Raw genomic sequence first — 17,423 nt, 5'->3', positions numbered from 1 at the left:
GATGGGAGGTGGGGCGTTGCAGGGTCGACGGAGTCTGGTGTGTGTTGGTGACCTTGTCGAGGACGTTGTTGTTTGGGTGGCTGGTGGGACGCGGGAGGGGACGGACAACCCGGCACTGATCCGCCGGGCGCGCGGTGGTGCGGCGTCCAATGTTGCCGCCTTCGCGAGCAGTCTTGGGACGGCGGTTCGGTTCGTCGGGCGCGTTGGGGATGACGCTGTTGGTGCGGCACTGGTGCGGGACCTGGCCCGGGCCGGTGTCGACGCCAGGGTCCAGAGGGAAGGACGAACCGGCACCATCGTGATCCTGGTGGATGACGATGGAGAACGCACGATGTACCCCGACCGAGCCGCCGCGGCTCAGTTGGCCGACGTACCTGACCTCTGGCTGTCCGGTGCGGACGCCATCCACCTCTCGGCGTACTCCCTCGCCGGGCCGTCGCTGTCCGTCCTCCGCCAAGCGTCCGGCATCGCCCGTGCCGAAGGCGCGATCCTCACCATCGATGCGTCCTCGGTCGCACTCATCGAGGCCATCGGACCCACCCAGTTCCGTGACCTGATCAGAACACTGCAGCCGACGTACGTCTTCGCGAACGGGATCGAAGCCGACGCCGCCTCCCTGCGAGACCTCGCCAATCCCGGTACGACGGTTGTGGTCAAGAACGGCGTGGAGCCCACTGAGGTTCATCTCGGCGGCGACAGGTCAGCAACAGTCCAAGTACCCCCGGTGGAGGACGTGCGTGACACGACTGGCGCCGGCGATGCGTTCGCCGCGGGCTTCCTGTCCGCCGTACTCGATGAAGCCGATGCCGTCGAGGCGGTCGAAGCCGGCCATAGCCTTGCCAGCAGGGTTCTCGGCGAACCTGGTGCCACCCTATCCATCACCGCTGACGAGAACGGAACTGTGTGTGATTGAGCCCATCTTGTCCGACGACGTGGCGCAGGCTCTGGAGAGAGGTCGCGCGGTCGTCGCGCTCGAGTCGACGATCTTCTCGAATCTCGGCCTGCCGGCCCCGGCCAACGCCGAAGCCCTAGGACTGTGCAAGCAAGCAGTCCTCGACCACGGCGCCACCCCAGCCGTGACCGCGATCCTCGACGGCCGGCCACATGTCGGTCTCTCGCCGGATGAAGAGAAGAGAGTGCTGCAGGGCACCCGCAAGGTCGCCGAGCGCGATCTGGCAGTGGCGCAGGCACAAGGATGGGACGTCGGCGTCACCACCGTCTCGGCGACGGTTGCCTTGGCCCACGCCGCCGGCATCTCGGTCTTCGCCACCGGCGGCATCGGCGGTGTCCACCGCGGATCAGAAGTCAGCGGCGACGTCTCGGCCGACCTGGACGCGATCGCCAACCACCCCGTCATCATCGTCTGCGCCGGCGCCAAGGCCTTCCTCGACCTGCCGCGAACACTTGAGTATCTCGAGACCGCCGGCGTCCCGGTCCTGGGCTGGCAGCACGACTGGTTCCCGGCGTTCTACACGCGGTCGAGTGGCCTGCCGATTCCGCACCGGGTCGACGACGAGCGAGTCGTCTGTGACGTTCTCCGCTTCCGGGCGCGGTCGGCTACCGGCGTCCTGCTGACTGTTCCGATTCCCGTCGACGACGAGATCCCGGCGTCGCGCATCGACGCCGTACTCACGGCGGCGTTGGAAGCGAGTGCCCGTGCCGGAGTCGCAGGTCCCGCCGTCACGCCGTACGTCCTCGCGAGGATCGAGCAGGAGACGGACGGGGAGAGCGTGCCGGCCAACCTCGCGCTGGCCCGTAACAACGCTGACCTCGCGGCCCGGATCGCCGTCGCGCTTGCGGTCTGAACCCGTCAGTCGCCGGCTGCCTGCTCGAGCTTGTCGAGGAGGGCGGCTCCGAAGTCCTTCGCCGGCATGTCGGCCACGGACAGCAGGGTCGCCGTCCTCTGAATGCCCGGGATCCGCCAGACCTGGTCCATCAGGATCGTCCTCAGCTCGCCGTAGTCGCGGACCCGCATCCGGATCAGGAGATCGAGCTCACCGGTGACCAGAGTGACGTCCTCGACCTCCGCCAGGTCCCAGAGGGCGGCCATGATCGCGGCGACGTCGTATCCCGGGCCGGCTTCGATGGAGAGGAACACGACCTGCCCGTAGCCGACGACCGACCAGTCGACCTGGGCGCTGTACCCGGTGATGACGCCCTTGCGCTCCAGCCGTGCCATCCGCTCACCGACGGTGGGGGCGGAGACTCCGAGCATGGTGGCGATCTGGCGCTGCGACGTACGACAGTCCGCCACGAGGATCTTCAGCAGGGCCAGGTCGATCGCGTCGAGCACGTACGGTTCGCGCGCCGTCGCGGCCACGTCACGGACGTGCGCCAAGGAGGAATGATTATCGGCGAGCATGAGGATCTCCCGCGGTCTCGGAGACGAGACGTAGTTGGGTGAAGGCGAGGATGCCTTCGATTCCGCCTTCGTAGCCGTAGCCGGAGATGCCCAGGCCACCCAGAGGTACGTCGGGCAGCGACGGAGCCAACTGGTTGACGCCGATGTTCGACGCGCTCAGCCGCCGGACGACCTCGTCGCGCACGTCCATGCTGTTCGTGAACAGGTACGCCGCGAATGCGAAGGGCGCCGCGTTGGCTGCCTCGATCGCCTCGTCCAGCGTGCTGAACGAGGAGACGGTCGCGATCGGACCGAACGGCTCCTCCGAGAGGATCATGGCCTCGGAATCCAGTGGGAGTCCGGCGACGACCGTCGGCTCGAAGTAGAAGCCATCGCGGCCCACTTGCCGGCCCCCGGTCGTGATGACGGCCCCATGATCGGCAGCATCGCGGGCGAGGCGGACAAGCGCGTCCACCCGTCCCTGATGGGCGACCGCGCCGAGCGTCACGCCGTCCTCGGTGCCGTGCCCGAGGACGTAGGACGCCGCCTTGGCCGTGAGCTTGTCGACGAACTCGCGGTACAGAGACTCGTGAACGAAGTACCTCGAGGGCGCGACACACGACTGACCGGCGGAACCGAACTTCGCGGCCGCGGTGGTGGCGATCACGTGATCGACGTCGGCGTCATCCATCACCAGTACTGGCGCGTGCCCGCCCAGCTCCATGACCGTGCGGATGAGGTTCGGAGCCGCCTGCGCGGCCAGCGTCTTGCCGACGGCTGTGGATCCAGTGAAGGACAGAGCCTTGATCGCCGGGGAGGACGTGAGCTGTTCGGAGACCGCCTGCGGATCACCGAAGACCAGATTCACCACCCCGGCCGGAAGCCCCGCCTCCGCCAGCAGTTCGACGATGAGTCGTGCGGTGGCCGGGGCGAACTCCGATGCTTTGAACACCACCGTGCAGCCCGCGGCGAGGGCCGCGCCGAGCTTCCGCGTCGCGAGGACGGCCGGGAAGTTCCAGGCCGTGATGACCGCGACGGGACCGAGCGGAGTCGGAATCGAAAGACGGCGCGACCCGGCGACAACGCCGGGGAACACACTTGCTGGGATTCGGCCGGCCTGCTCACCGTTCCAGCGCAGTGTCTCCACGGCGCGGCCGATCTCGCCGCGGGCGTCGGCCTCCGTCTTGCCGGTCTCCAACAAGATCGTTGCCACGGCCTCCTCGCCGCGATCCGCGAGCAACGCGGCCGCACACCGGAGGATGTCTCCTCGAGCAGCGGCCGGCATCGCCGACCAGGCAGGGAACGCGTTCTCGGCGGCAGTGATCGCCTCGGCGACCTGGTCGGTGCCGGCCAGCGACACGGCACCGATCGTACGACCGTTGCCTGGGTCAACGTTGTCGAGTGCCCCGGCCTTGCCCGTGGTCCAGCATCCGTTGAGGAACAGGTCCGCACTCATCCGCGCGAGGGCGGTGTCAACGGACATACGACGCTCCGTTCACGTCGATGGTGGTGCCTGTCGCGTGCTTCGCCAGACCACTCGCCAGGAACGCGATGATGTTGGCCACGTCCTGCGGTTGTGCAACCTCCCCCAGACCGGTCTGCTCCGCGGCGACCTCGACGCCGACCGTGTCACGGAAGTGCTCGTTCAAGTCGGTGTCGACATAGCCAGGAGCGACAGCGAAGGCAGTCACGCCGTTGCGTCCGTACTGCCGTGCGATCGTGCGCGTCATCGCAACCACACCGGCCTTGGCTGCCGCGTAGTGCCAGTACTCCGGATCCTCGCCGCGAAACGCAGCGCGCGACGCCAGGTTGATGATGATGCCGCCCCGGTCCAGTCCGGCGTACGCCGCCACCGCCTCGCGGCACAGGACCGCGGGCGCCTTGAGATGCAGGTCGAGCGAGAAGTCCCAGACCTTGAGCCACTCCTCGAGCGGGGCGTCCAGTGGAGCAGGCGGATAGGCGCCGGCATTGTTGACCAGGACGTCCACGTGCCCCTTGACGACCCAGGCGTCGTCCCACAGCTTCTTGACCGCCGCCAGGTCGGTGAGGTCGGCGACCAGGGCCGTGGCGCTGTCACCGAGTTCCTTGGCGAGAGGATCGAGCGCGGATCCCGTGATGTCGTGAATCAGCGCGTGCGCGCCTTGGGCGACCATGGTGCGAGCGGTCGCCGAGCCGATACCACCACCGGCGCCGGTGATCAGCACAACGCGCCCCTCGAGGCTGCTCACAACCCACCCGCCCTTCTTTGATCTTTCAGATGAAAGCCCAGGATGGCTCAGTTGTTATCATTCTCCAAGTTCGGGACCTGGGTGATCTTACGGAGAGGTTGTTCGCATGAGTGGGCTGCGTGTTCTCTTTCTCGGTGGAACCGGAATCATCAGCTCGGCCTGCTCCTGGCGAGCAGTCGAGCTGGGACTCGATCTCACGGTCGTCAACCGGGGCCAGACCTCGATCCGCCCACTCCCGCCAGAGGCGAAGCAGATCACTGCCGATATCGACGACCCGGCGTCCTTGGCCGCTGTGGCCGGCCAGGACTTCGATGCCGTGGTCGACTGGATTGCGTTCACGCCCGATCAGGTGCGCACCCGCACCGACGCGCTGCGCGGACATGTCGGCCAATACGTGTTCATCAGCTCTGCCTCGGCGTACCAGACGCCACCGGCCCGGCTGCCGATCACCGAGTCGACGCCGTTGCGCAACCCGTTCTGGCAGTACTCACGCAACAAGATCGCCTGCGAGGACCTCCTGACCACGCTGTACCGGGACGAGGGCTATCCGGTCACGATCGTGCGGCCTTCACACACCTACGACCGCACTCTCGTTCCGTTCGACGGCGGCTGGACGATCGTCGAACGGATGCGCCGCGGGCAACCCATCGTGGTGCACGGTGACGGGACCTCACTGTGGACTCTGACGCACCACCGCGACTTCGCCCGCGGACTCGTCCCCTTGCTCGGCCACCCACGCACACTCGGCGACACCTTCCAGATCACCTCCGACGACGTCTTGACCTGGGACCAGATCGCGCACGCGCTGGCCACGGCAGCCGGGACGTCAGCACAGATCGTCCACGTTCCTTCGGACGCGATCGCCGCCGTACATCAGGGGTGGGGTGACGGCCTGCTGGGCGACAAGACCCATTCGGCGGTCTTCGACAACAGCAAGCTCCGCCAAGTCGTCCCGGACTTCGTCGCGACCATCCCCTTCGAAACAGGCGCCCGCGAAATCATCACCTGGTACGACGAGGACCCCAGCCGGCGCCGCGTCGACAACGCCATCGACGAAGCGATGAACACGCTCGTCGCCCGCTACTCAGGCTGACCCTGTGCGCGTCGACGGACCCCAGGTGGCGGCAGTAGGCGTCGGGCCAACTGGAGGATGAGGGACTCTGGTGGCTGCCAGAAGGTGTGGTCGTCGGCTGACAGCGCGTAGGTCAGGGCTCCGTCGTCGATGCACTCGAGCAGGCCCGGGTCGGCGAGTTCGTGTGCCGACCACGCGTAGATCTGTTGCAGCCGCGGGACGATCACGCCGTAGTCCAGAAGCCGACCGAATCCGAGCTCGTTGCGCAGATAGAACCGCACCTCCTCGCGCAGCGGATACTCGTCCGGCAGCACTCGGGACAACTGGAGGAAGATCCCGGCCATACCGAGCCTCGGGTCACCGAGCAGCGGGGCGAGCGGACGAAGCCAACCCAAGGCGATCCGCGGCGCCGCGACGAGGGCATGGGTGTAGAGCACCCGGCACAGCACGACGTTCATGAAGAAGCGCTCAGCGACGGTCTCCGTCTCAGCCAGCGCGCTGTGCTCCAGATAACCGGCGATCACGCTGCCGTTGTGCGCCCTCCACCACGCCCTGGCGGTCGGGTACTGCGCGAAGGACAGCCAGAACTCGACCGTGCGCGACGAGGCCGAGCCCGACAGGTCGCCGCTCAGCGCCACAGCCTCGCAGCCGTCCCGAAGGACGCGCTCGTTCACGGCCCGCCACCACGGACTCCCCGGACGATCACTGAAGGGTGGCTGCAGCACCCCGCGCCGCAACTCCCATTGCATCGCCGACATCGCCGCCCGGCGATACGGCAGATGCCGAGGCGCCTTCCCGAACGGACCGTAGTAGCAACGCTGCATCAGGGCGAGCCGGCCGGACGGGTCGTCGCGGACCGCGGCAACCTGCTGCTCGGCCCAAGCAGCGGCCGTCATCCCAGTTCTCACCGCCACAGGATCGCACTCACCCCGGACGCCTACAGCACCTCACGACAGTTCGCCCCGGGCGCCAACTGGCCGAGCGAGCTCGGTCGGGGCCGGGTCGAGGTAGGGAGTGACGTTGCGGAGTGCTCGGGCGACGTAGTCGTCCTTCTCGCCGACTGGGGCGACGTATCGCATGGCGTCTTCGGCGGCTTCGAGGCTGTGGAGGCGGGCGATCGTCCAGGTGGCGAGGTACGTCGATGCCAGGCAGCCGCCGGCGGTGGCGAGGTTGCCGCGGGCGAAGAACGGCTGGTCGAGGACATCGACGCCGGCCGCGACGACCCACGGCTTGGACACGAGATCCGTGCAGGCGGGCACGTCGGTCAAATGACCGAGCTTGGCCAGAACCAACGTGCCGGAGCACTGTGCCGCCAACAGTTGCCGGGTGGGGTCGAGCCGGCGCAGGGAGTTCATGATGGCGGGGTCCTCCACCACCTCGCGGGTCTTCCTGCCACTGCCGACGATGACCGCGTCCGCGGTGCAGGCCTCGTCGAGATCGATCGTGGCGTCGATGGTGACGCCGTTCATCGAGCGCACCCGCGGCGCCGGGCTCGCGATCGACACCCGCCAGCCTGGCGCGCTGACGCGGTTCAGAATGCCGAGGGCGATGAGGCTGTCGAGTTCGTTGTAGCCGTCGAAGGTCAGGATCGCGATGTGCATGGATCGCAGGCTAGAGCCGCCGATCCATGACGATCAAAGAATTGTCATGCATACAATGCTTCGGTGAGAGTGCCGAAGTACAAGGGCGTGGTCGATGCGCTGGCGGCGCAGATCCGCGACGGCCGGTGGCCGGCCGGCCACCGCCTACCCACTCATCGCAGGCTCGCCGCGGACGAGGGAATCGCGCTCGTGACGGCGTCCCGGGTGTACGGCGAACTGGAAGCGATGGGACTGGTCAGCTCAGAGCAGGGCCGGGGCACGTTCGTCCGTGACCTCGCTGCCGCGGCCGGCGATGAGATCGATCAACGGTCGGTGGCCGTCGACGCCATCGATCTGAGCTTCAACTCACCCTCGGTTCCCGGCCAGGCCGAACTGCTGCGCCAGGCCTTGCGGGACCTCGCCGGATCCGGCGACCTCGACGCGCTCTTGCGCTATCAGCCACATCGCGGGCGCGCTCAAGACCGGGCCGCGGTCGCCCAGCACTTGCGCCGGCGGGGACTCGACGTCGGCCGCGAAAGAGTCCTGATCGTCAATGGCGCCCAGCACGGTCTCGCGGTGACGGCGATGGCCCGGTTGCAGCCGGGCGACGTGGTCGCGGTGGATGCTGTCACCTATCCCGGGTTCATCGTGCTCGCGCGCACGCTGGGGCTGGAGTTGTCGCCCCTGCCGGTGACCGAGGCCGATCCTGATCTCGAGGCGCTCGAACAGTTGTGCCGACGACGCCGCGTCCGCGCCGTCTATGCGATGCCGACCCTGCACAACCCGCTCGGCTGGGTGTACGACGACTCCCAGCGTGCACGGCTCGTTTCGATCGCCGACCGGTACGGCGTTTCGATCATCGAGGATGCCTCGTATGCCTACCTCGTCGAGGACGCACCACCGCCGCTGGCGATGCTGGCCCCCGACCTCACCATCTATGTCTCAGGCCTGTCGAAAAGCGTGGCGACCGGTTTGCGGATCGGCTTCGTCGCCGCACCCGCGGCACTCGTGCCGGCGCTCGAGCGCGTCATCCGGGCAACGACCTGGCACACCCCCGGCCTGACGGCCGCGATCGCCTGCCGGTGGCTGGAAGACGGCACCGTCGACCGGCTCGAGGCACAGAAGCGCGACGACGCCCGCCTACGCCAGTCCATCGCCGCGGAGATCCTGGCCGAATTGCCTTGCATCGCGCACCCGTCGTCGTACTTCCTGTGGCTGCCCCTGGCCCGGGACGCGCGCCCGGACCGGATCGCCGCAGCTCTGGCCGGCAGACGGGTCGCGATCTCCACCGCCGAACCATTCGCAACCACGCCCACAGCGCCACACGCCCTGCGCCTGGCACTCGGCTCGGTCAGTATTCCGGACCTCCGCGAGGCCCTGCATGCAGTCCGGCAGGAAGCCGACCGCGATCCGTTCCGCTGACCCGCCTGACAGACAAGAGCCGGCCGGAGCGGGATGCTCCGGCCGGCTCTGGCGAGGGGCGCGATCAACGCGCGGCTCGCTCGATCACCTGAGTTACTGCCGACGGCTGAGACACCGCGACCAGGTGCGACGCACCGGGGACCTCGACCTCGGTCGCGCCGGCCCGGGTGGCCATGAACCGCTCGGCGGCCGGGGCGATCGCCTTGTCACCGGTCGGAATCACCGCGTACTTCGGAAGGGCCGCCGGGGCGGTCTTCTCAACCGGCTCGCTGAACGCCGCAGCCGCAACCGGCCGCTGCGCCGCGATGAAGACAGCACCCTCCCGGGCCGGGATGTCCGCGGCCAGGATCGGGCCGGCCTTGTCCGGCTTCAGCGCCAGGTCCACCCCACCGGGGTAGCTGATCACGTTGGTCACGTCCGGACCGAGTTCACTGCCGGGGAACTGCGAGTTGAGTGCGCCCAGCGTCTCGCCGGCCTTCGGGATGAACGCCGCGACGTACACGAGCGACTTCACCCCGGAGGTGTCCGCGAGCTCGCTGACCAGGGCGCCGCCGTACGAGTGACCGACGAGCACCTTCGGCCCGGGGATGGTCGCGAGGACGCCGCTCAGGTACGACGTGTCGGACGCGATCCCGCGCAGCGGTACGGCGGGAGCCACGACGTTGTAGCCGTCGTGCTGGAGCCGGCTGGTCACTCCGGACCAGCTCGAGCCGTCCGCGTACGCACCATGCAGCAGCACGATCGTCGGCTTCACCTGCCCGGACTGGCTGGTCTGTCCGGACTCCGCGGCCTGGGCTGTGGTCGCCCCGGCCAGCAGGACCGCCACACCGGCCGCGCCGACCAGCAGGTTCTTTGCATTCGACATCAGGTTTCTCATCGGTCTTCCAATCATCGGAGGGGTTCCGTTACGACCACAGTGCGTCCGTGGTTGACGTGTCACCCCAGTGGAAGTCACTGGTCCAGCTCCTGGTGCGTGTCCGGCGCCGAGGCCTTCGGCCCAGGGGCGACGGCTTCGCACCGGTCGTGAGACGCTGCCCGCAGCGGCCGATGTCGAGGAGGACGTTCGTATGAGAACGATCAGGTACACGCGCCCCGGCGATCCGGCCGTGCTCGACCTGGTCGACGCACCCGTCCCTGAACCCGGCGACGGCGAAGTCCGGCTGCGCGTGATGGTGTCGGGGGTGAACCCGACGGACTGGAAGGCGCGCAGCGGTCAGTACGGCGGCGGACCCGAGGACGCAACTGTCCCCAACCACGACGGCGCGGGCGTGGTCGACAAACTCGGCGCCGGCGTGGACAGCCTCGCCGTCGGCGATCGCGTCTGGGTCACGCTGGCCGGCGACGGCCGTCCCGCGAGTGGGACCGCGCAGGAGTTCACCGTCGTCCCCGCCGAGCGCGTGTTCCCCTTGCCCGCGGGGGCCGGCTTCGACCTCGGCGCCAGTACCGGGATCCCGGCGCTCACCGCTCATCGAGCGCTGACGGTCGGTGAGGGCGGCCCAGCCCGGCTCGCACCCGATGCGCTGGCGGATCGGACGATCCTGGTCGCAGGCGGTGCCGGAGCAGTGGGCAACGCGGCGATCCAGCTCGCGCGCTGGGCGGGCGCGGAGGTGATCGCGACCGTCAGCCAGGAGGCCAAAGCGCGCCTCGCGACGGCCGCCGGGGCGCATCATGTCGTCAACTACCGCGATCCGGACGCGGTCGAGGCGATCAGGGGTATCGCGCCCGACGGGGTCGACCTCGTCGTGGAAGTCGCGGCCGGAGCCAATGCGGAGCTCGATCTGGGAGTTCTCCGCCCGGGCGGGACGATCTCGATCTACGCGAACGACGGTGGCGTCCCGTTCGATCTCGACGTACGGCGGAACATGGGGCTGAACACGCGCTACCAGTTCGTCCTGCTCTACACCGTCGGCTGGGACCGGATCTCCGCCGGTGCCGCGGACATCAACCAGGCAATCGTGGACGGCGCCTTCCGGGTCGGCGAGGAGGCCGGTCTCCCCCTGCACCGCTATCCGCTCGAGGAGACAGCGGCCGCCCACGCCGCCGTCGAGAGCGGAGCGGTCGGCAAGGTGCTGATCACCGTCGCCAGCTGAACACGCCTCGGTTCCCCGCGGGGCCTCCAGGGTGATCACTAGTGAGAGCCACGGGCGCGACGAAAGCGCATCGGCGCGACCGTGAATGGCATGACTACGAACCAGATCACCTTGGCGAACCCCCGGCGGACCAGGCTCGCCGACCGTGCAGACGTTGCCCGCCTCACCGCCGTACCGAATCCGGGCACCGACCTCGTCACCCGGCTCGCCACCGTGCCGGGCCTGGTCCGGCCCGGCATCGGGCACTGGGACATGAAGACCCGGCTCCCCTTGCAGCCGCTGTCCAACGAGAACGCGTACGGCGACCCGCGGTTGCTGCACGACCTCGCCGAACCAGGTGCAACCTTCGCCCATCAGCTCGACGTGGACGTCGTCGTCGGCGCCGAGACCGGTGGGATCCCGCTCGCCACCGCGGTCGCGCTGGCCGGCGACCTTCCCTTCGCGTTCGTCCGCAAGCCCGGGTACGTCGGGCACGAGGACCATGAACGGCGCGTCCGCGGAGCATCGGTCACCGGCCGGCGAGTGCTGCTGGTCGACGACGCCGTCTCGTCAGGTACGGCGCTCGAGGCGTTCGCCGACGAACTCCAGAGCGAAGGCGCGATCCTCGTCGGCGTCTTCACCCTCATCGACATGCGCGACGTTGCGACTTCCGTCGCTCCGATCGCCAAGACGCTTCCGATCGAGTCCATCGCCACGTACCTCGAGGTACTCACAGCCGCCACCGATCACGGCATCCTCGACCCGGCGACCCACCGCCTCGCCGTCGACGCCCTCACCAACCACTGGTCCGACAAAGACCCCCGCTGGACCCTTCTGCCCCAAGCCGCCTGACGCGGACCATCAGAGACGCTGGTGGGCGGGGACGAAGGTGTTCGGGCCGACAGCTTCCTCGGCGCGAATGATGTGCGTGATGGCGTTGATCATGGCCAAATGGGTGAACGCCTGCGGGAAGTTGCCGAGGTGGCGTCCGCTGACCGGGTCGATCTCCTCGGCGTACAGACCCAGCGGGCTCGCGTAGGACAGGAGCTTCTCGCAGAGCGCGGTGGCCTCGTCCAGTTCGCCGATCTCGACGAGCGCGGACACCAGCCAGAACGAGCAGATCGTGAACGTTCCCTCCGCACCGTGCATCCCGTCGTCGGTCTCCGAGACGCGGTAGCGCAGCACCATGCCGTCCTCGGTGAGTTCGTCGGCAATCGCCCGCACAGTGGCGCGAACCCGCCGATCGTCAGCCGGCAGGAACCGCAGCAACGGCAGGAGCAACAGCGAGGCGTCGAGCGTGCCGGCGCCGTACCGCTGGACGAAGACACCTCTGTCGTCGACACCGTTGGTGCAGATGTCGTGACGGATCTCGTCGGCGACCGCCTGCCAATCATCGGCGAATCCGGGCTCGTCGTGCAGCCGGGCCAGCTTGGCGCCACGATCCATCGCCACCCAGCACATCAGCTTGGACGACGTGAAGTGCTGCGGCTCACCGCGTGATTCCCAGATCCCCTGGTCGGGCTCGCGCCAGTGCTTCGCAGCCGCCTCTGCCTGCCGCTTGAGGAACGGCCACAGGCTTTCGGTCACCTGGTCGCGCGACCTGGCATGCAGATACACCGAATCGAGGATGGCTCCCCAGACGTCGTGCTGGCCCTGCAGGTAGGCGGCATTGCCGACCCGGATCGGTCTCGCGCCTTCGTAACCGGTCAGGTGGTCCAGGGTCTGCTCGGGCAGCTCGCGCTCGCCGCCGATGCCGTACATGATCTGGATGTCGTGGTCGCCGTCGCACATCTCGGTCAGGAACGAGAAGAAGTCGTTCGCCTCGCGATCGAGCCCGATGGTGTAGAGCCCCCAGAGCGCGAACGTGGAGTCCCGGACCCAGGAGTAGCGGTAGTCCCAGTTCCGCTCGCCGTACGGCGTCTCCGGCAGGGATGTCGTCGCGGCGGCGAGCAGTGCCCCCGTGGGAGCGAAGGTGAGTCCCTTCAGGGTGAGTGCGCTGCGCGCCAGATAGCTGCTCCACGGGTGATCCGGAAACACACCGACGTTCATCCACTGTCGCCAGTACTCGGCCGTTCGCCCCATCCTCTCGAGGGCGTCCACCCAGGTCCGCGGCGGCGACTGAACCGACCACGAGAGCGCCACGAACGCCGTATCGCCCTGCGACATCCTGGTCCGGGCCTGGGCCGTGCGGCCCTCCAGACCGAGGCGTAGATCGGTCGTCAGCTTCAGCGTGACGTCGTGATCCAGGTCAGGGCAGTCCGCGACCGCCTCGCCGTAGCCGGGACCGTCATACCGCCACGTTGCTTCCTTGCGGCCATAGCCGAACATCGGTTCGCACACCATCGAGAGATCCACAGTGCCGCTGACGCATTTCACGGTCCGCAGCAGACAGTGTTCGGCGTCGTAATCGGTCGGTGTGCGGCGGTGCGTCACGGACCGCTCGGCGACGTTGTGCCACGGACCCATGAGCAGGGCGTCACGGACGATCAACCAGCCCGTCGGTGCCTTCCAGGTCGTTTCGAGCATCAGGCTGCCTGGCAGATAACGACGTGCGGCGGGCACCTGTACGCCGTACGGACCGAGCCGGAAGCTCCCCGCGGCCCGGTCGAGAATCGCCCCGAACACACTGGGTGAGTCGTGTCGCGGCAGGCACATCCACTCGACCGCACCACTCGGCGCTATCAGGCAGTTGGACTCGCAATCCGACAAGAAGGCATAGTCCGCAATCGGTGGGTGTGCGCTCCGACTCGGACCTTCCCGCAGGTCACCGGAAGTCGCGAGGGTGCGTGCGAGGGACTCAGGCAAGGTCACTCCCCTCCCGTCTCCGTCGTTCCAACCATCATGACGGAGAACGCTCGTTGTGACGCCAGTCCAAGAGGCTGAGCGTCACATTCCGGCGGGCTACGCCGTCATTACCAATGAGATCAACACACCGTCGGCACAATGGCGCGCGGCGGCCACTTCGAAGGAGGTGTAATCGATGCAGCAGGTTCTGATTCGGCCGAGGCGGATTCGAACAGTCAGACGCAGACGCCTGAGAGACCTCGACCTTCGGTCCCCGTCGGGCCGGCTACTTCCGTTCTGATTCCGACTCGACAGGCTGCCGCTGGAGGGCGGCGGTGGTTTGGTCGACGGTCAGCCGATCGGCGGGGTCTTTCGCGAGCAGGGCTTCGATGATCGGGCGCAGCGGGCCGGCGTTCACGAACGGCCCCGGTGAGGCCTCGACCACCGCGACCAGCGTGCTGAACGGGTCGCCGGCGCCGAAGGGTGACTTCCCCTCGACAGCCGCGAACAATGTCGCGCCCAGGGAGAACAGGTCGGACGCCGGGCCGACCGCGTCACCACGGGCTCGCTCCGGTGACATGTACGCCGGACTGCCGGCCAGCGCCTCACTCGACAGCGTGTGCTGATCGTCGATGGCAGCGGCGATGCCGAAGTCCATCAGGACAACCCGCCCGTCGTCGCACAGTTGGACGTTCGCCGGCTTGACGTCGGAGTGCACCAGGCCCGCACGATGGACGGCCCGCAGTGCGTCGACCAGGTGCAGCGCGATCCGCCGTACGTCCGCGGCCGGGAGTGGTCCGTCCGACCTCAGCGCATCGGCCATGGTTCGCCCGGACAGCAGTTCCATGACGATCCAGTGATCGCCGGCGTCCTCGATGACGTCGTACACCTTGACCGCGTTGTGGTGATTCAGTCGCGCCGCCGCGCGTGCCTCGGCCAGCGCCGTGGCGCGGACGTGCTCGGACGCGTGGGCCGGGAGCACCATGTGCTTGAGCGCGACTCGCCGCCGCAGCAGTTCGTCCTCTCCGAGCCAGACTCGGCCCATGCCGCCGCGGCCGAGCAACATCGTCAAGCGGTATCGGCCGGTTACCAGGTGACCGGGCGCGACGACCGTCGGTGGTGGGTCCACCACGACTGTTGCCATGATCGCCTGCCTTTGCCGGTCCTGATACGCCTCTCGTGCTCTCAATACGGACGTCGAGCCGATCCGGTTCGACCTTGGACCGCTGAGAATTCCGATCGTCCCGGACACTTCTGTCTTTAGGTGCCCTCGGCAACTTCTTGGAACGGGTGCGTCGAAAACTCTTGGAGATATGCGGTGAACCCGCCGGCGATGACGCCCGTATAGGCCCCATACAAACCGGCGTTCCGATCCGGGACCGCCGTGATCAACAGGGAGGGACCCACATCATGAGCAGCACGACGAGACGTATCCGGCGGAGCCTGAGCGCGGCGGCCGCCGCGGCTCTCAGCGCAGGCATCGCCGTCAGTCTGGCCGGCCCGGCATCCGCGACGCCCTCGGGCAGCGTCGCGATCGACACCGGCCAGCTGATCGTCACCGGCACGAACCACGCGGACCACATCACGCTGAGCGTGCCGGCTGCCGACACGTCGGTTCTCGAGGTCGACTTCGGTGACGGTACGGCGAAGCGCACCGTGAAGCGGAGCGACTTCGGCCAGATCCAGGTCACCAGCCGGGGTGGCGACGACACCGTACGGATCGACTACGGCGCCGAGGTGCAGCCGTTCACGATCATCGACACCGGTGACGGCAACGACACCGTATTCGGTGGCAGCGGCAACGAACTGATCCGCACCGGCGCCGGGAACGACGTGGTCGACGGGAACCGTGGTACCGACACGGCGCTGCTCGGCGACGGCAACGACAAGTTCATCTGGGATCCGGGCGACGGCAGCGACGTGATCGAGGGCGGTCGCGGCCAGGACACCATGGTGTTCAACGGTGCGGCCGGCGCGGAGAAGTTCGTTGCCTCCGCCAACGGTCCGCGACTGCGGTTCACCCGGGACCTGGGCAACATCGTGATGGACACCGATGACGTCGAGCGGGTCGCGCTGAACGCACTCGGCGGCGCCGACACGGTCACCGTCGGCGATCTGCGCGGCACCGATGTTCAGAGGGTCGACGTCGACCTCGGTGCGCAGCTCAACACCAGCGGCGGCGACTCGGCCGTCGACGCCGTGACCGTCACGGGCACCGCCGGCCGGGACCACATCCAGGTCTCCGGTTCCGCCGGGAACGTGCGGGTGTCGGGACTGCGGGCCGACGTACGGCTGAAGAACGCGGAACCGACCGACCACCTGACCGTCGACACGCAGGCCGGCCGCGACACGGTCGCCACCCGCGGGCTGGCGCGAGGCACGATCACCCTCAGCATCCTCTGACCCCACCACCCGGCGTCCGCCCTATCGCGGACGCCGGGTCGGTGTTCGTCACTTACCGGTGGGGTTGTAGGCGCAGGCGTCGGTGAGGTTCTGTGGTGTGCCGGCTGGTGCTGTCGGGGTGGCCGTGGTTTTCGTGCCGGGCTTCTTCGGCGGGGTGGAGACCGGCTTGGTCTTCGGGGCGATGGCCTTCTGGATGATCTCCTGCATCGCGGTGTAGTCGGGGTTCTTGCCGGTCGGGAAGTTCTTGGTCTTGTCCAGGTCGACGTTGGTGACGTTCGCGCTCTTCACCTTCAAGCCGAGCTGGATGAACGCCGGCAGGATCTCCTGCGGGATGTCGGTACGCAGCAACTGCTTACCGGCCGAGGCGATCTGCTGATACTTCGTCACCAACGTGGCCGGGTTCACGCTGTTCACCAGCGCATGGATCGTGCACCGCTGCCGCTCCTGCCGCGACGGGTCACTCAGGCCGTAGCGGCCCCGGGCGAACCACAACGCGTGGTAGCCGTCGAGCTTCTGGTTCGGGCCCGGCTCGATGTAGCCCGACGGCTTCTTCGCCGTGTTCGACCCCGGACCGTCGCCGTAGTCGCCGCCGATCGGCACCCGGTAGTTCACGTTCACCGTGATCCCGCCGACCGCGTCGATGATCTGCCGGAACCCGGCCAGGTTGACCTGCATGTAGTAGTCGATGTCCAGCCCCAACGCGGCACTCGCGGCCAACTTCACCACGTCGGCGCCCTCGTTGTCGGTCTGACCCAGAATCCCCGGATGCTGCCTCGGGACGTTGTCATACATCGAGTCCAGGTAATACTCCGGCTGCTCGACATTGCCCAGCCTCGGATCCCAGAAACCGTCCGGATACACCTTGTGCAGCGGCGAATCCGCCGGGAACGGCATCCGCATCCAGTTCCGGCTCAACGAGATCAGCGCCGTGTCACCGGTCCTGGTGTCGATACTGGCCACGATCACCGTGTCGGTCCGCACCCCGGTCCGCCCGACACCGTCGTCAGCACCCAGCAGCAGCAGATTCAACCGGGGCGTCTTGGCCCACGGGTCCTTGTTGTTGTCCACCTTCGGCCGGGTCGCGCTCTTGGAGTTGCCCTCGGACTGGAACACGCTCCCGACCAGGTCGCGCTGCGCCATCACCGTCTGCGCCGCCACCGTCGTCGGCACCGCGATAGCGAAGCACAACAACCCGACGAACATCGACCCCACCAGCCGCCCGGTGTAAGTCATGCTGACCGGGCGCAGCAGCTTGTGCGAGGCAACCACTATCCAGATCCAGCACACACCCAGCACCACGACGGCCGCGGTCGCGATCAGCAACTGCCGCGGCGACACCGCGAACGCCAGAATCGAGTCCCGTCGCGTCAGACCGACGTACGCGGCGATCAGCAGCAACCCGACGCTGATCGTCAGCACGAACGCACCCAGCTTCTTCCGCCCACCCATCAACAACCCAGAACCCGGGATCAAGGCGCTGACCAGCGTGAGCGCAATTGCGCTGGGCATCGACCTTGTACGGCG

16 protein-coding genes are annotated in these 17,423 nt (G+C 67.9%); 7 read left to right on the top strand and 9 right to left on the bottom strand.

Features of this window, described 5'->3' with window-relative positions; all coding sequences use genetic code 11:
* Nucleotide 1 precedes the first annotated feature (1 nt).
* Both OG876_RS32225 and OG876_RS32220 read left to right on the top strand, forming a co-directional pair.
* Nucleotides 2-913, top strand: coding sequence for a carbohydrate kinase family protein (locus tag OG876_RS32225; protein ID WP_328520446.1), 912 nt, complete (start codon nucleotides 2-4; stop codon nucleotides 911-913).
* Nucleotides 906-1,805 carry a pseudouridine-5'-phosphate glycosidase gene (locus OG876_RS32220; protein ID WP_328520445.1) on the top strand — a complete coding sequence of 300 codons (900 nt, stop codon included), beginning with the start codon at nucleotides 906-908 and terminating at the stop codon, nucleotides 1,803-1,805. Before OG876_RS32225 ends, OG876_RS32220 begins: the two co-directional genes overlap by 8 nt.
* Before the next feature lie 5 nt (nucleotides 1,806-1,810).
* On the opposite strand, the gene OG876_RS32215 is transcribed toward OG876_RS32220, so the two are convergent.
* From OG876_RS32215 to OG876_RS32205, 3 genes are read right to left on the bottom strand one after another with little or no spacing between them, the layout of a single operon-like run.
* Nucleotides 1,811-2,338: an Lrp/AsnC family transcriptional regulator gene (locus OG876_RS32215; protein WP_328520444.1), complete on the bottom strand. Its 528-nt coding sequence runs from the start codon at nucleotides 2,336-2,338 to the stop codon at nucleotides 1,811-1,813.
* A 10-nt stretch (nucleotides 2,339-2,348) separates the two neighbouring features.
* Nucleotides 2,349-3,824, bottom strand: a complete 1,476-nt coding sequence (locus OG876_RS32210) for an aldehyde dehydrogenase family protein (protein ID WP_328520443.1) — start codon at nucleotides 3,822-3,824, stop codon at nucleotides 2,349-2,351.
* Nucleotides 3,814-4,569 carry an SDR family NAD(P)-dependent oxidoreductase gene (locus tag OG876_RS32205; protein ID WP_328520442.1) on the bottom strand — a complete coding sequence of 252 codons (756 nt, stop codon included), beginning with the start codon at nucleotides 4,567-4,569 and terminating at the stop codon, nucleotides 3,814-3,816. Before OG876_RS32205 ends, OG876_RS32210 begins: the two co-directional genes overlap by 11 nt.
* A gap of 106 nt (nucleotides 4,570-4,675) precedes the next feature.
* On the opposite strand from OG876_RS32205, the gene OG876_RS32200 reads away from it, so the two are divergent.
* Nucleotides 4,676-5,662: an SDR family oxidoreductase gene (locus OG876_RS32200; RefSeq protein ID WP_328520441.1), complete on the top strand. Its 987-nt coding sequence runs from the start codon at nucleotides 4,676-4,678 to the stop codon at nucleotides 5,660-5,662.
* Here the strand turns inward: OG876_RS32200 and OG876_RS32195 are convergent.
* Together OG876_RS32195 and OG876_RS32190 are read right to left on the bottom strand one after the other, a co-directional pair.
* Complete coding sequence (locus OG876_RS32195) at nucleotides 5,650-6,549, bottom strand: hypothetical protein (RefSeq protein WP_328520440.1); 900 nt, start codon at nucleotides 6,547-6,549, stop codon at nucleotides 5,650-5,652. The two genes, OG876_RS32200 and OG876_RS32195, sit on opposite strands and share 13 nt — an antisense overlap.
* A 39-nt stretch (nucleotides 6,550-6,588) precedes the next feature.
* Nucleotides 6,589-7,242: a DJ-1/PfpI family protein gene (locus OG876_RS32190; RefSeq protein ID WP_328520439.1), complete on the bottom strand. Its 654-nt coding sequence runs from the start codon at nucleotides 7,240-7,242 to the stop codon at nucleotides 6,589-6,591.
* Nucleotides 7,243-7,305: 63 nt separating this feature from the next.
* On the opposite strand from OG876_RS32190, the gene OG876_RS32185 reads away from it, so the two are divergent.
* Nucleotides 7,306-8,643: an aminotransferase-like domain-containing protein gene (locus OG876_RS32185; protein WP_328520438.1), complete on the top strand. Its 1,338-nt coding sequence runs from the start codon at nucleotides 7,306-7,308 to the stop codon at nucleotides 8,641-8,643.
* 64 nt (nucleotides 8,644-8,707) lie between these two features.
* On the opposite strand, the gene OG876_RS32180 is transcribed toward OG876_RS32185, so the two are convergent.
* Entirely contained in the window at nucleotides 8,708-9,508 is an 801-nt protein-coding gene (locus OG876_RS32180) for an alpha/beta fold hydrolase (protein ID WP_328520437.1), read from the bottom strand.
* Nucleotides 9,509-9,710: 202 nt separating this feature from the next.
* On the opposite strand from OG876_RS32180, the gene OG876_RS32175 reads away from it, so the two are divergent.
* Nucleotides 9,711-10,733: an NADPH:quinone reductase gene (locus OG876_RS32175; RefSeq protein ID WP_328520436.1), complete on the top strand. Its 1,023-nt coding sequence runs from the start codon at nucleotides 9,711-9,713 to the stop codon at nucleotides 10,731-10,733.
* A 90-nt stretch (nucleotides 10,734-10,823) separates the two neighbouring features.
* Nucleotides 10,824-11,564: an orotate phosphoribosyltransferase gene (locus tag OG876_RS32170; protein ID WP_328520435.1), complete on the top strand. Its 741-nt coding sequence runs from the start codon at nucleotides 10,824-10,826 to the stop codon at nucleotides 11,562-11,564.
* A 9-nt stretch (nucleotides 11,565-11,573) separates the two neighbouring features.
* Here OG876_RS32170 and OG876_RS32165 read toward each other — a convergent pair whose 3' ends face one another.
* Both OG876_RS32165 and OG876_RS32160 read right to left on the bottom strand, forming a co-directional pair.
* The gene (locus OG876_RS32165; protein WP_442914040.1) at nucleotides 11,574-13,517 is read right to left on the bottom strand and encodes a glycoside hydrolase family 15 protein; all 1,944 of its coding nucleotides are present in this window, start codon (nucleotides 13,515-13,517) and stop codon (nucleotides 11,574-11,576) included.
* Between the two features lie 265 nt (nucleotides 13,518-13,782).
* Nucleotides 13,783-14,640 (bottom strand): serine/threonine-protein kinase, encoded by an 858-nt coding sequence (locus OG876_RS32160; RefSeq protein WP_328520433.1) that lies wholly within the window; start codon nucleotides 14,638-14,640, stop codon nucleotides 13,783-13,785.
* Nucleotides 14,641-14,906: 266 nt separating this feature from the next.
* Between OG876_RS32160 and OG876_RS32155 the strand changes: the two genes are divergently transcribed.
* On the top strand, nucleotides 14,907-15,899 hold the full coding sequence (locus OG876_RS32155; protein ID WP_328520432.1) for a calcium-binding protein: 993 nt from the start codon (nucleotides 14,907-14,909) through the stop codon (nucleotides 15,897-15,899).
* Nucleotides 15,900-15,947: 48 nt separating this feature from the next.
* Here the strand turns inward: OG876_RS32155 and OG876_RS32150 are convergent, their stop codons facing one another.
* The gene (locus OG876_RS32150; RefSeq protein ID WP_328520431.1) at nucleotides 15,948-17,408 is read right to left on the bottom strand and encodes an LCP family protein; all 1,461 of its coding nucleotides are present in this window, start codon (nucleotides 17,406-17,408) and stop codon (nucleotides 15,948-15,950) included.
* Nucleotides 17,409-17,423: the final 15 nt, after the last annotated feature.

It is taken from the genome of Kribbella sp. NBC_00359 (assembly GCF_036097425.1).
In the GTDB taxonomy this organism is placed as follows: Bacteria; Actinomycetota; Actinomycetes; order Propionibacteriales; family Kribbellaceae; genus Kribbella.
This window is presented reverse-complemented; position numbering and strand designations above follow the sequence as displayed.

Coding starts and splice junctions, on each gene's coding strand:
- OG876_RS32225 (WP_328520446.1), top strand. CDS start 2: ATGGGAGGTGGGGCGTTGCAGGGTCGACGGAGTCTGGTGTGTGTTGGT.
- OG876_RS32210 (WP_328520443.1), bottom strand. CDS start 3,824: ATGTCCGTTGACACCGCCCTCGCGCGGATGAGTGCGGACCTGTTCCTC.
- OG876_RS32200 (WP_328520441.1), top strand. CDS start 4,676: ATGAGTGGGCTGCGTGTTCTCTTTCTCGGTGGAACCGGAATCATCAGC.
- OG876_RS32190 (WP_328520439.1), bottom strand. CDS start 7,242: ATGCACATCGCGATCCTGACCTTCGACGGCTACAACGAACTCGACAGC.
- OG876_RS32180 (WP_328520437.1), bottom strand. CDS start 9,508: ATGTCGAATGCAAAGAACCTGCTGGTCGGCGCGGCCGGTGTGGCGGTC.
- OG876_RS32175 (WP_328520436.1), top strand. CDS start 9,711: ATGAGAACGATCAGGTACACGCGCCCCGGCGATCCGGCCGTGCTCGAC.
- OG876_RS32170 (WP_328520435.1), top strand. CDS start 10,824: ATGACTACGAACCAGATCACCTTGGCGAACCCCCGGCGGACCAGGCTC.
- OG876_RS32160 (WP_328520433.1), bottom strand. CDS start 14,640: ATGGCAACAGTCGTGGTGGACCCACCACCGACGGTCGTCGCGCCCGGT.
- OG876_RS32155 (WP_328520432.1), top strand. CDS start 14,907: ATGAGCAGCACGACGAGACGTATCCGGCGGAGCCTGAGCGCGGCGGCC.
- OG876_RS32150 (WP_328520431.1), bottom strand. CDS start 17,408: ATGCCCAGCGCAATTGCGCTCACGCTGGTCAGCGCCTTGATCCCGGGT.